The sequence below is a fragment of the Bartonella fuyuanensis genome (assembly GCF_014197255.1).
Classification (GTDB): Bacteria; Pseudomonadota; Alphaproteobacteria; order Rhizobiales; family Rhizobiaceae; genus Bartonella; species Bartonella fuyuanensis.
In genome coordinates this window covers 377,362-391,203 of sequence record NZ_JACIFE010000001.1, presented here as the reverse complement: position 1 = coordinate 391,203, position 13,842 = coordinate 377,362, and the positions used below count along the sequence as shown (strand labels likewise).

Genomic DNA, 13,842 nt, shown 5'->3' with positions numbered 1-13,842 from the left:
GGAAGAATACTCGCTTCTTTTTGAATAAATGTTATTTGTATTATCAACCGGCACTCTTTTGAGAAATCATTTTATCTGCATCAAAACAAGATATAAATTTATAATGATAATTTATCGTTTTTTAAGTTGAATAAAAAACTCGAAGATCATGAGATCTTCCCATTTCAAACCTGTTCATATAGTAGAAAATAAAAAAAGTTCCATTTTTTAAAAGGGGTGTTGGTTCATATCTTGTTGCTCAAAACGCTTTATCAACTTCGATTTTATACTGTAAATGTAATTTTAAAAGCAGCACCATAACTTCGATTTTTTCCATATCGTTAAGGTTTTGAATAAACCCTTGCAATTTTCCATAAAGTTCTACCGCTAATTCTGCTACATCTTCAGGAGAAAGCTCTCTTTTTGCCTCATGTTAGGTCGTATAAACTAAAAGTCTAAGCTTTTTCATCAGCCCAACAGAAATCGCTCGTAATTTGAAGCATGACGCTTTTGCCATATCAGTAAACATTTCACCTTCATCCATAACAAGCCAATTTAAATCGACTTTTAATTGCTATAATAAAACAATCGAAAACTCTACATTAGAAGAGGTCATGCCTTTTTCAGCGTGGTTACAAATGACTTTATTAAGATAAATTAGGTCGCTATTTGATGCCTATTAAGCCATAAACCCTCTCATAGCAATCGTAATCGCTTCGCATGTTTTGTTTTGGGGTCAATTTCTTTTTTTGCCAAATTACACAATAATGCAAATATTGCGTTAACTCAATGCAATATTTGCATTATACCTCTTGTTAATACCCCGTATATGGGCAAAGATTTACACATATGACTTCGTCAAGTAGATGTTACAGCATCCATTTGCAAGAATAAAATTTATAATCATCACACAAAAAATGCAATCGTCGAGGTATTTTACTGAGCTGCACCTCTGTAATATAATTCTGGAACAGGTTAATCCCATCAAAAACTCTTTTTCAGTGTCAAAAACACTTGGACACAGGCCAATAAAAAATCCCATACTGGTTTCTTTCATCCAGCTGCGCAGTCAACCTGCTTAAAGCTCTTTGCAAGAATCTATAAACATTTCTTACAGTTTCTTTGCATTGCAACACAAGATCAAAAGTTTATCAATGTCTAAAACGCGATACAGAACAGGAAAAATAATTACACTTCTACAAAAATGAGATTATCACATCTTATTAAGAAACTGAACATTTACAAACCATGCTTGCTTATTGTAAATATTAATAACACTGATTTAGCTATGATTAGCAATAGAGATTTCAGGGGTCTTGATTTATCGTTAAGAAACTCCTCCTCTACGCAAATTAGAAGCCTTTTGGCAATGTATTTTAAATGTTATAAGTTCTAGAGCAAATACATTGCCATCCATAGTTTACAATTGGGCGCCTCAAAAGCTTGGAGTAATAAAGTTTTTAATAGGCATTGTTTTTAAAATGCGTATTTTGCAGAAAATTGACAAAACCTCGAGGTTCATATACATGGCAGTACTGAGTGATGATGGTAGAGTAATACTTAAACAGACAAAAGCTGCACAGAAAACCGCAACGTGGAGGAATTTAGCATGACCTCTTTATGCGATAAAGAATTATCCGATACACTGGTTGGTCTTTATGACGACTATCAACGCGGTTTCGATATTGGAGAGGAGCTTAAATTGTGTGTGGATTTAGCTTTATCTCTTGAACTGGAACTCAACATTCACCGTTTAAGTAAAACAGATGAGCTTTTTAAAAAAGAAATTGTGCAAACCTTGCATCGTCGCAGAAATACTCATTTCAATGAGGATGAAATTGATAAAATTCTTCATATGCATTTTGAAAAACAAGAATAATGTAACATTATTCTCGTGCGATAAAAGAGCACTTTACTTTCTACTGTGCTTAAACCAAAAAACTTTTAAGCAGCTTTAAAATATTGCGTCTTTGCCTCCTTAAAAAAATCCAATAAATTAAAGAAACACATCAACTCTTTTTGATCATCATCAAAAAATAAAGAGTATTTTATAACAAAATAAATTTATGCTTTCTTCACTAAAAGTAGCAACACCTTCACATTTTTTCTCCTACCTTTTAAAAACAAAATACGAAATATTGCGCATCGTAAATGTTTAAAAATGACGTATAGTTTTACTATACTTCAATGTAATTTATCGTTTTTCATGTTTATAAAACAGCACAATGAATATTCCAACAAACGCAATAATGCTTTGAAGAAAGTATATCGATTGAGGTGATATGCTACAGCTATCGCTTGCCATAATGAGATATACTCCAAGGATAAAGCATCCAGAGAGTCCATTAAAACTTGCCTGTAATCTTCCTTGGTATTTAGGATCACAAGCAAGCTGTGATAACGAAATCGAAAAAGCCCAACTTGAAAGTCCAAATCCAATTATAAAGTAAGCAGGAAAAACAACAAAAGTGTGTGTATTAACAGACAGAATAGCAAGTCCAACAGCCATAAAAGCTAATAAAACAGCTAATGTTTTCCTTATGGATAAAAATTTACAAAGAAGTGGAGAAAAAAACGCACCTGTCAATACGCCCATAGAATAAAGTACCTCAAATATTGCAAAGGTCTTACTATCCGCATTTAAGATTTCTTGTGTATAAGGAACAAGAATAACAGGGATAGTCATTAAAAGCGTCATAATAATCATCTGGCTTAGATAAGGTATAAAAAGAACAGGATTTCGCTTAAAATAACGAAGGGACGCTGTATAATTTTCCCACCAGTTTTGCTTACTTTGACTTTTAGATCTTAGGGAGTTAGGTACTTTCATTGCAAAGTTAAACAAACTAGCAATAATAAAAAATATACCTCCTATCAAAAGTGTTCCTTTTATTCCTACACAAGCAAGCGTAAATCCACTAAATCCCATGCCTATGATAGTACCAAGTTCATAGATCATATCGATGGTTGCATTTGCATTGATAAGCTGTTTTTTAAGAACAATACTTTGAATTAAAGGCACAGCTGATGGCATATATAAAGAAATAAAAATGCCTAACAAAACAGATAAAATCATCAAATCAATTTCTATGCCCAATTGCCAAAGTATTACCCAAGCCACAAATACTAAGCCTCTGACAAGATTTGAAACGATAATCTGCATTTTACGATTATATCTATCCGCCAACATACCCCAAAAAGGTGCAAAAATAATGCTAGGCGCCCAAAGAAAAAGCATCATCAACGCTATACCACGGATTGAACTCGTCCGATAATAGGCAAGCCATGATAATGCAATATAATTCAGCCCATTTCCAAATGCAGCAAATAAACTACTCAAGGTAAAATAGAGAAAAGTTCTATTCTCGAATAGAGCAGCGCGTTCTTTCAAATTTGCAATGAACATAAACTATTTCCTCATACACATTATTCAGTATGCAATATAATCACATTTTAAAATATATATTTAGCTCTTATTTTAGTTCATTAAATTTAAAGAAACAAAATTCCTCATTTTATTAGAGCGTGATTAATTTTTTATGAAAATAAAACACTTTAAGCATAATATAGGGTAATCATAAGATGCTGAATATTATAAATATTTATACTTTCATCACACATTACATTAGCACCATAGATATAAAATAGTGGTGCTAAAATGAGTTATTTTGGCTATAATAGTTACGAAGCGAATAAGCGATCTCATTTTTACGATAGATGATTTGGGATTAGCTATTTTTGCAAGCAGGTTATAAATTTGATGATCATAAAAGGCATTAAAGTAGTAATCGCATCAGAAGTGAGACGGATTTTTAGAAAAATATATGGAATCTCGGAGTGATTTGCGCAAAAAAACAATAGGCTTTCAAAATATATCATTGGAAGCGAAAATGAATGTAAATATCAACCCTAGAGAAGGTATCAAAGAACAACTCCTATTTAAATTTTTTTAGAATTTATGCTTAACATCATGAGCAAAGGAGAGCTTCTTTATATACAGTGCAATTCGTGGGGGTGGCTACACAGCCGACTGTTACAAATCTTTCAACCGTAAAGTAAAAAATTTGATGGATTGGCTGATAATTATGATTGTTATCGTGCACGTTATCCCCTCACTTTATTTAAAACCATGCTGCTTTCGTTTAAAGATAAAAAGCATTTTTCCATCGTATCTGCAGGAGCAGGCATCATTTTAAAGGAAATTGTCAAACCTCTAGGAAATAAATACCAATATCATGCGATCGATATATTAGAAAATATGATTAAACAAGAGCAAAAATTTCCTTTTATGCAGTGTTATCGTGGTAAAGTCGGAGGTTTCTTGACTCAAATCGACAAGCTTTATCTTATTATTGCGGCACAAGCGTTCCAGTGGATGGATCGCCCTTTATTGCTTACACTGTCGCAAGCCAAGAAGAAGAATATTTGTAGCAATTGGTTACACTGATAAAATAATATGAAGTGCAAGGAAATTTGGAACTTTTATATCGAAGTAAACTAGACATCTATATCAAATAATCTTACATCTATAATTATCTCCGTTATCTTTCAACGCATTATAATACCCCCAATAAGTGAAGTCGTCCCCCCCCCCAATTGGTGCTATAAAAAATCCCTTAAAGCTGCACTAACGCACCTCAATCGAAAACCATAAATAATTTCTGCCCGATAACAAGGTATGTTGCTACTTTAAGATTCAAACCTAGAGCGGAGGTAATCAATCACCCCCTCCCACAATCTTGAATTAAACAGCGGCACTCCTGAGAGCATAAAATATGACTCTCAAGTACAGTAGTGCTCATTATTTAGTAAAGTAACTCTTTATTGGCAAAGTGTCCCACAAAAAACGCAGCAAAAATACCAGTTGCTCTCGCTCCTTAAATTTCTGAAAACGATCTATGATTACGGTCAATATCAGCGTTCAAATTTATATCATACCCCTATCAAAAAACTGATCTATCCAGTAATAGATGCACTAACTGTTTATGAACGTATGTACTAATTATAATTATTGCATATTTTTAAAGATGCGACCAGGAAGGAGGATGACATGCACAAATGGCCAATATTTCGGTTTCATGAACTTGTTGTCTTGCTCTATCTTTCTGATATGGTACTCTTTTTAAGGTAACCTTCGGAAAGCTTATTGCATGATATCTTCATCGGTTTTTTCTAGGCATAACCGCGGCTTTTGGGACTCTTATACCCTATTTTTTGAAAAAAATGCTTTGCACATTACACTCTCTGCAATTGGGAGATTTATACAAAAGACGAATCATCATCTATAGCCTTCTTTCACTGATTATTCTTTTTCATTATATCAATTCCCCTTTTGGTTTTATTGCAGTCTCTATCTCTATTGGTTATTTCTCTTTGATTACCTTAAGTATGCTGGAGACTTTAATACTAAACTTGTGGTTAGTAATTATTAGTGCTCAAAAAGCTTCTTGGATTATGCAAAACAGTGCATTCACACAGTGGGGATTGAATATAGGCCTGCACATATGGAAATAACGCAAACCACTCGTGATTCAGTGATGATCGAAGTAGGAGACTGCCTCCACGAGGAGATTGCATCTACTTTGTTTGCCGCGTTATCATGAAAATAATTTACTTGAAAGCTCCATTAATCTTATTGCGGGAGTATTTGCGCAAATACCAAGTCGCTTTAAGAAAAAAGAATGTATCATCTTTCTTGTAAAAACAACCAAAGGCTGTATCATAAAAAATGTATTAATCTATTGTAGCAAAAGCTTTATTCTTGAGAAAATGTAGTTCATTTTATGCTCTTTATTAAAAGAAAATTAGCCTCTACCCCTAACCTTCGATTTAAATACTGCCAAGCCATTGTAGCAATTTGATGCTGGAGTGATGATGAATTATCGGCTTTGGAAAAGATAATCGTGGCAATTTCTTATAGAGAAAATATCAATGGAACAAAAAAGCCAACGAATATTGAATTTATAAAACTACGAAGGTTAGAAGATAAATAAAAAGTTAAATTAACAAAATCAAAGAAAGAAAAACCCTTGAACCTTTATATAAGCAATTGATTTTATGATTAATGGCGGAGAGAGAGGGATTCGAACCCTCGATAGAGTTACCCCTATGCCGCATTTCGAGTGCGGTGCTTTCAACCACTCAGCCACCTCTCCATATGTAGTGCGACAAAAATTCGCACTACTTGTGATGGGTAGATAACCTTCAATTATTTTTTGTACAACCCTTTTTTCTTTTTTATGAGACTTTATTGACAGAGAATAGAAATTCCTTCATATATGCAGAAAATGAGCGTGGGGAAGTCTGCGCATATTTGTGTTGAGGAAGGTTTTATCCTTCTTTAAATTTGACTACGACTGATAAAAAGCGGCCTATTTTCCCTTATTTCAAGGTAGAAATTAAATAAGAGCTGGAGTGAACGGAAGGATAAAAAATGTTCGCAGTCATTAAAACCGGTGGTAAGCAATACCGCATTGTTGCTAACCAAGTGGTAAAAGTTGAAAAAGTTAGTGGAAATGCGGGCGATATTGTTGAATTCAATGATGTGTTAATGATTGGGCAAGAAGGTAATGCGGTTATTGGGACACCTGTTATTTCCGATGCAGTGGTAACGGCTGAAATTTTAGAACAGGCACGTGAACGCAAGATCATTGCATTTAAGAAACGCCGTCGTCAGAATTCTAAACGTACGCGTGGTCATCGTCAAGAATTTACAACACTGCGTGTTTTAGAAATTTTAACGGGCGATTCAAAGCCTAAAAAAGCAGCTGCGAAACTCATAAAAGAGGAAGCAACGGCAGTAGAAGAAACAAAAGGTGCTGCTGTTGAGAAGAAGGCTGAAAAAAAGACTGCATCGCAGAAAAAAGCGGCTGTAGCAAAAAATAAGGAAGATTAAAGGAGAGCGTCTATGGCACATAAAAAAGCTGGTGGTTCCTCGCGTAATGGTCGCGATTCAGAATCGAAACGTCTAGGCGTCAAAAAGTTTGGTGGTGAAACCGTTATTGCTGGAAATATTATCATCCGTCAGCGTGGTACACGTTGGCACCCTGGCGACAACGTTGGCATTGGAAAAGACCATACACTTTTCGCTTTATTAAAAGGAAAGGTTTCTTTTCAACGGAAAGCGGGTAACCGTTTTTATGTTTCAGTCATTCCTATGGTGGAGACTGCAGAGTAATCTGTAGCATCTTAGCTAGCAATCAATTGGAATTTGATTGGATTTAGTAATTTAGCTGAATTACGCTTGTGATTTTTAAGCATTAAAAGGGAAAGATAGAGTATTATCTTTCCCTTTTTGCGTTGGTACTCTAAGAAATCTAGAAAGAATACGAAAAAGGTAGAGTTATGGAAATGAATTGCCTCAATATGGGGAAAATTTGTGCTGTGTGGTGTTTGCATTGAAGGTATTGATGTTATGGTGGAATTTGTTGGTAAATTTGTGTATGATAATAGTGAGAAGAATTTATTTTCTTTTATGAATAAAAAAGTGCTGGGAAATTTCTTTAATAAGGGAGAGGTTTGTGTTCAAAAAAATATTGAGAAATTTAATGCGAGCGTTATCTATGCGGTGATTTTAATAAAGAGGAGTATTTTTATAAGCATGTGCTGGGGATAGGTTGTCATACTATTTTAGATGGTGAAGGAAATGGATGAGGCCATTCTTTTAAAAAAGAAGGAATAAGAAAATCTATAAATAAAAATGAATGATTAAAGCTGCTTTAGGAGGAGATATTTCATTTAATTGAGGATGAAGTTATATTTTAAAGGCGGATTTAAGAGATAAAAATAACCAATGTGCAATCAGCTATCTTCAAAAGTATATTTTTCTGATTTCACTATTTATTGTGCATTATTGCAAATTAACCAGCATAAGGGCTAAGGTTGAAACAATAATTTCTCTGCATTTTTATGCTTTATTTATTTCGTTTGTCGAAATGTCTAGAAAGTAAGATTATTTATAGAATTTTTCTTAGTTTTAGTGGTTGATGAAGGTATGTGGGGGATGTGTGTACTTTGCAAATGTGCAACAGATGGCATTGTGTGTTTGCGATATCGATTGAAGAAAAGGATTAGCTTAAAATATGCTAATGTTATATGGTTTAAGAGAGAAGGATTGAAGATAAGCGGCACAGAATTTAAAGATAGTAAGTTGCATGTTTTAATGGTGTAATAAATACAGTAAGAGGGACAGTAAGTTAAATCAATTTGGAGGAAGAGTTAAAATATTAGCTGAAGTTACAGATGATTAAGGCTGTAAAAATAGAGGTTTTATCTTTGTAAAAAGTAAAAGTTAAGAGTCAAATTTGCTTATGATGGTTTAAGCAACCTGCGGGATTATAATATCCAATTTGTTTTATCAGTTATCTTGAGGTATTTAAGCACCTCACGTGGCTCTATTGGATTACGTAAAACAATAAAGTCATGATGTTGTGTACAACTTGTGTTTTTGAAAAAGTGGCTTTGAACTGAAATTTATCAGAAATATTTATATTCAAATATAAGGCAGTTTGAATTCATGATGAAATGTGAGAAAGCAGAAGCGATGAATATAGATTTTACTGAGGGTGAAATCTTGTCTGTCAAGTCTGTACAACTTGCAGCTGCTTTTAATCATAAAAATGATGCGATTTATGCAGCTGCTGAATTGCTTGTGCAGGTTGGCGCAGTTGACAAATGTTATCTGGCAAGCATGCTTGCACGTGAAGAAATAACGAATACTTGGCTTGGGAATGGTATAGCCATTCCTCATGGTTTGGTTGAAAATTGTGATTTAATCATTAAAGACACTGTTGCTGTTATACAGGTCCCTGCAGGTGTTGAGTGGCAGGATGGAAAAAAAGCGCATTTAATTATTGCCATTGCAGCGTATCCAGATCGCTATAGGGAAATTTGCAAAAAATTAACATCTCTTTTATTTGATAAAAAAAAACTTGAAATACTTGTAAAAACTACGGACAAACAGCAAATTGTTACAACTCTGTTTGATCAAGATATAAAGAAAGAAAAACCTTTTATTGGTGATCTTTCGGTGTGTCAGGAATGGATTTTAGATTACCCAAGTGGTCTTCATGCACGACCAGCTTCTCTTTGGGTTGATTTTGCGAAAAAGATTCAAAATTCTATTAGAGTTCGCCATGGTCAATATGCCGTTGAAATGAAAAATTTGGTTGGTTTATTGCAATTAGGCGCAAAAAATGGTGATGTTCTGATTTTTTCTACAGATGCTGTAGAAGGAGCAAAACTTCTCAATGATGCCATTTCTGTTGTAAAAGAAGTGAGTATTAGTGAAAAATGCGTGGTGAGAGAAATGGAATCTCAAACAAAAACTTTTCATGGCTGGTATCCACGCTCCATGCAAAAAGGCATTTCTGGTGTTGGAGCAAGTTCAGGGTTAGCGTTTGGTAAGATTTTTATTTTAAGACAAAATAATATTTCTATAATAGATCAGCCAATTGACTTTTCAGTTGGTGCAGCATGCCTTGAAAAGGCTCTTACAAAAACAAAACAAAAAATGGCATCTGTGATTTCTGATATTACAGTACGTATGGGAGCGGCTTCGGCTGCGATTTTTTCTGCGCAAATGGTTTTGCTTGAAGATGAGAATCTCATAGCTCAAGCTTGTCGTTTTATAGCAGAAGGTCATGGTGTTGCTTGGTCTTGGGATAGAGCGGTTCGGCAGTTTTCAGATATGTTTTCTAAGGTGGATAATCCTTTGTTAGCAGCACGTGCTGTTAATTTAGTTGATGTTGGTCGTCGTGTTTTAGATGAAATAAATCCATCCTATAGATCATTTTTTTTAAATGATATTCCAAGTGGTGTTATTCTGGTTACAAATGATCTTTCTCCTTCTGATATTGCTCAACTTGATGGTACAAAAGTAAAAGGATTAGCAACAGCATGGGGAGGTCCACTCTCTCATACAGCTATTTTGGCGCGTACTCTTGATATTCCAATGGTTGTTGCTGTAGGTGATGATATTTTGACGATACAGTCTGATGTTCAGGCTATTATTGATGGAGATAATGGGTTCATTTACCTTGATTCTACGCTTGAAGATATTGAAGATGCTCAAAGGCATATTGATACTGTTGCACAAAAACGTGTCGGTGAGATAAGTGCATGTAAATTACCAGTCCAAACGATAGATGGTCAAAGAATTCGTATCATGGCTAACGTCAATTATGCGAATCAGGTTTCTGTTGCGTTTGATTTGGGGGCTGAAGGTGTTGGACTCATGCGCACGGAATTTTTATTTTTAGAGAATCCTCATATTCCAGATGAAGAAGCTCAATTTGATATATATCGGGCGATGATTGCAGCTGTAGGAGATAAGCCATTAATTATTCGGGCGCTCGATATTGGTGGTGATAAACAGGTTACACATTTACATGTATCTAAAGAAGATAATCCTTTTTTAGGTATTCGAGGAACGCGGCTTTTATTACGTCGGCGTGATCTTTTGGTACCTCAATTACGTGCTTTGTATCGAGCAGCAAAGGAGGGTGGAGATCTATGGATTGTGTTTCCGATGGTGATGTCTGTTTCAGAGATTATTACTATAAAAAAGATTACAGAAGAAATCCGCAATGATATTGATGCACCAAAATTAAAACTTGGTATTATGATCGAAGTTCCGGCAGCGGCCATCATGGCAGATGTGTTGAGTGCTCATGTTGACTTTTTCTCAATTGGAACCAATGACTTAACACAATATACAATGGCTGTTGATCGGCAAAATCCGTATCTTGTGTCTGAGGCAGATAGCCTTGATCCAGCAGTTTTACGGATGATTTATCAGACTATTCAGGGAGCAGCTCAACATAAGCGTTGGGTTAGTGTATGTGGTGGTGTAGCTGGAGATCCTTTTGGTGCGATGATTTTAACTGGATTGGGAATTAATGAACTTTCTATGATATCTTGCGATATTATTCCAGTAAAGGCGTGTTTGCAGACTCATACTTTTCAAGATATGAAAGTCTTAGCACAAAAAGCACTACAATGTGAAACAGCACGAGCCGTACGCGCTCTAAGCAAGGATATCCAGTGGTAAAAACGTTAAGAGAAAAGAGCTTGCTCATAGTGTAAAGCCTTAAATCTTTAGTATTGTGGACCAATGTTTTTTAAAGAAATTATAGGCAGCATAAAAGTGACAAGCAAATCTCATCTCAAAAGAGTAATTTTAATATTAGAAATATAAGAAACTCATATCGTTATTATTAGGCTAATTAATGTTGATAGACGGGAGATATTTCATTATGAAAAAAAACATAAATCGTATGCCAATTTTAAGAGCAGCGTTTTTTCATAAAGCAGACGGTATGTCAGTAAGCGTGAAAGTTGATGGTTGGGAATAAGCTTTTTATTCCCAACAGAAAGGTATTCAACAGGTATCAGCTCTCATTTTAATAAATGAATTTGTTTTTTTGAGGTTTAAATATATAATTTAAACTTGCACGTTATTTCTTTCTGGGTATAGTGCAAGGCTTCTGGAGAGGTGGCCGAGTGGTTGAAGGCGCACGCCTGGAACGCGTGTATATGGGAAACCATATCGAGGGTTCGAATCCCTCTCTCTCCGCCATTAACTTAAAATGAACTTTCATATGCTCGGTATAACATAGCTTAAAACCTAACATTTGTAGTTTTTTTGTTGTTTGCAATTGGTTAATACACACCAAACCATGCTTGTTATGATAATTCGTATTGGATTTCCACGAGTTTTATAATTTCTATGTCTCTCTTCTCCCGATCTTTAGATTGCTTGAGAAGAATTTTTATCAATCACCAACCTTTGATAGAATTTTTGAAATAATGGTGATCGTAGGGCTATTTACAATTTCGTTAATTAACGGATTAAATGTGTTTTATCCGCATCAGAGGTTTTTATATTAACAAATCCGAGCTTTTCTTATGCAATGTACTTACTTAAAATTAATGTTATGCATATTTGTACAAAACTCTTATCTCTTCCTATAATAACAAAAAGGAGGGCTTAATAATTGGATATCGCTTATTAAGAGAGTATAGAGTTAAAATTTAAAGAATTCGCTCATATTTCTCTCTCATTCTAATTTTACATAGCTAGTACAAAAGCATGCTCCAATTATATTTATTTTGGGCGTCTTGCTTGAATATGAGCTATCAACCCTAATGTTGAACTATCGCGATTATCCGCTTTATTTTCTCCACGAAGAATGGGTAATAACTCTTCTGCTAATTCCTTACCAAGTTCAACACCCCATTGATCAAATGAATTAATATTCATTAAAATGCCTTCAACAAAAATACGATGTTCATAAAGCGCAATGAGACGACCAAGTGCAAAAGGTGTTAATAAATCTTGAACCAGCGTAATGCTTGGACGGTTTCCTTTAAAACTTCTATGAAGTGCTAAGTAGTCTGCTTCACGTTCATCAACGCCATTTTTTATCAAGATATGTCGAGTATCTTCAATACTACGCCCTTTCATCAAGGCTTTTGATTGCGCTAAACCGTTTGCTAGCAATATCTCATACATAGAATGTAAATTTTTCTCATGCCCTTTTATAAATAAAATAAATTCTACAGGAACAACATCTGTTCCTTGATGCAGAAGCTGAAAAAAGGCATGTTGACTATTTGTTCCTGAATCACCCCAAACAATCGGACCACTTGAAAAATTTAATAGTTTTCCATCCAAAGAAACTTGCTTCCCATTTGATTCCATATCAAGCTGTTGTAAATAAGCTGGAAAATGCATTAAGCGTTGCGCATAGGGAATGATAGAGCGTGATGAATAACCACAAATAACACGATGCCAGAACCCTAAAAGAGCAAATCGAATAGGAATATTTTTATGCAAAGGCATAGTTTTAAAATGTTGGTCCATTTGCAAAGCGCCATTGAGAAATTGGCGAAAATTTTGTCCCCCTATTGCAAACATAACAACAAGGCCAATGGCAGACCAAATTGAATAACGTCCTCCAACCCAACTCCAAAATTTAAAAACTTTGGTTGAATCTATGCCAAATTCTGCTACTTTATCGAGAGCACTCGAAATAGCGACAAAATGCGTGTGAATAGCTTTTTCCCCTAAATGTGAACAAATCCACTGACGTGCAACTTGAGCATTTATCATTGTTTCAGCCGTTGTAAAAGTTTTAGAAGCAATGACAAAAAGCGTTGTTGCTGGATTCAAAATAGAGAGAGTATCAGAAATATGGGCGCTATCAGCATTAGAAACAAAATGACAACGTGGACCATCATGATAAGGTTTTAAAGCATATGTGACCATTGCAGGACCAAGATCAGAGCCACCAATCCCGATATTGACAATATCACTTATTCTCTTTCCACTGCTCCCCTTATAGCTGCCTTCACGTATCTTTTCAGAAAATCGTTCCATACCTTTAAGGACGTCTTGAATATCAGGAACAAGATCATGACCATCCAGCATGAAAATTTCGTCAGCAGGTAATCGTAATGCAATATGAAGAACAGAACGTTTTTCAGTTGTATTAATGGCTTGACCTGAAAACATTGCATCACGCCGGCCTAACACATCTGCTGCGACAGCTAAATCATCTAGAAGTTGTAGCGTTTTAAATGTTACACCACATTTTGAAAAATCAAAAAGAAGATCATCAAGTTTGAGAGAAAAATGAGAAAAACGCTGATCATCCTCTACAAAATGCCGACGAATATCAGAGACTCTATCCTTTGTAGCATGGCTTTTTAAAGCTCTTAAGGTGGCTTCAAAAACCTTTTCATTTCGAATCGAAAAGCTATCTCCCATAAGCTTACCCTATACGGTTATTGATAATGAAACCTACGTCTAAATAATAATAAAGCAGAAACCATCTCCTTGATTACTTGCTCTTTTCACTG

6 protein-coding genes, 2 tRNA genes and 2 pseudogenes are annotated in these 13,842 nt (G+C 35.0%); 6 read left to right on the top strand and 4 right to left on the bottom strand.

Features of this window, described 5'->3' with window-relative positions:
• Positions 1-238: 238 nt before the first annotated feature.
• Positions 239-735, bottom strand: a pseudogene (locus GGR08_RS08625) (helix-turn-helix domain-containing protein).
• An 853-nt stretch (positions 736-1,588) separates the two neighbouring features.
• Between GGR08_RS08625 and GGR08_RS01435 the strand changes: the two are divergent.
• A complete protein-coding gene (locus GGR08_RS01435; RefSeq protein ID WP_183193629.1) occupies positions 1,589-1,858 on the top strand; it encodes a hypothetical protein in 270 nt (89 codons plus the stop codon).
• Positions 1,859-2,173: 315 nt separating this feature from the next.
• On the opposite strand, the gene GGR08_RS01430 is transcribed toward GGR08_RS01435, so the two are convergent.
• The gene (locus tag GGR08_RS01430) at positions 2,174-3,385 is read right to left on the bottom strand and encodes an MFS transporter (protein WP_183193628.1); all 1,212 of its coding nucleotides are present in this window, start codon (positions 3,383-3,385) and stop codon (positions 2,174-2,176) included.
• Positions 3,386-4,108: 723 nt separating this feature from the next.
• On the opposite strand from GGR08_RS01430, the pseudogene GGR08_RS08620 reads away from it, so the two are divergent.
• Positions 4,109-4,375 (top strand): annotated as a pseudogene (locus tag GGR08_RS08620) (class I SAM-dependent methyltransferase); the annotation flags it as partial.
• 1,669 nt (positions 4,376-6,044) lie between these two features.
• On the opposite strand, the gene GGR08_RS01420 reads toward GGR08_RS08620, so the two are convergent.
• Positions 6,045-6,134: transfer RNA gene (locus GGR08_RS01420), tRNA-Ser, on the bottom strand.
• Between the two features lie 278 nt (positions 6,135-6,412).
• Between GGR08_RS01420 and rplU the strand changes: the two genes are divergently transcribed.
• The 4 genes from rplU (at position 6,413) to GGR08_RS01400 (ending at position 11,557) form a co-directional block, all read left to right on the top strand.
• Positions 6,413-6,874, top strand: coding sequence for a 50S ribosomal protein L21 (gene rplU, locus GGR08_RS01415; RefSeq protein ID WP_183193627.1), 462 nt, complete (start codon positions 6,413-6,415; stop codon positions 6,872-6,874).
• 12 nt (positions 6,875-6,886) lie between these two features.
• On the top strand, positions 6,887-7,156 hold the full coding sequence (gene rpmA, locus GGR08_RS01410; protein ID WP_183193626.1) for a 50S ribosomal protein L27: 270 nt from the start codon (positions 6,887-6,889) through the stop codon (positions 7,154-7,156).
• Positions 7,157-8,494: 1,338 nt separating this feature from the next.
• On the top strand, positions 8,495-11,029 hold the full coding sequence (gene ptsP, locus GGR08_RS01405) for a phosphoenolpyruvate--protein phosphotransferase (RefSeq protein WP_183193625.1): 2,535 nt from the start codon (positions 8,495-8,497) through the stop codon (positions 11,027-11,029).
• Positions 11,030-11,467: 438 nt separating this feature from the next.
• Positions 11,468-11,557: transfer RNA gene (locus tag GGR08_RS01400), tRNA-Ser, on the top strand.
• Between the two features lie 528 nt (positions 11,558-12,085).
• Here GGR08_RS01400 and pgi read toward each other — a convergent pair.
• On the bottom strand, positions 12,086-13,750 hold the full coding sequence (pgi, locus tag GGR08_RS01395) for a glucose-6-phosphate isomerase (RefSeq protein ID WP_183193624.1): 1,665 nt from the start codon (positions 13,748-13,750) through the stop codon (positions 12,086-12,088).
• Positions 13,751-13,842 lie beyond the last annotated feature (92 nt).

What these genes read in the sequence shown, in the direction of transcription:
- rpmA (WP_183193626.1), top strand. Translation starts at nt 6,887, where the DNA reads ATGGCACATAAAAAAGCTGGTGGTTCCTCGCGTAATGGTCGCGATTCA.
- GGR08_RS01430 (WP_183193628.1), bottom strand. Translation starts at nt 3,385, where the DNA reads ATGTTCATTGCAAATTTGAAAGAACGCGCTGCTCTATTCGAGAATAGA.
- pgi (WP_183193624.1), bottom strand. Translation starts at nt 13,750, where the DNA reads ATGGGAGATAGCTTTTCGATTCGAAATGAAAAGGTTTTTGAAGCCACC.
- ptsP (WP_183193625.1), top strand. Translation starts at nt 8,495, where the DNA reads ATGATGAAATGTGAGAAAGCAGAAGCGATGAATATAGATTTTACTGAG.
- GGR08_RS01435 (WP_183193629.1), top strand. Translation starts at nt 1,589, where the DNA reads ATGACCTCTTTATGCGATAAAGAATTATCCGATACACTGGTTGGTCTT.
- rplU (WP_183193627.1), top strand. Translation starts at nt 6,413, where the DNA reads ATGTTCGCAGTCATTAAAACCGGTGGTAAGCAATACCGCATTGTTGCT.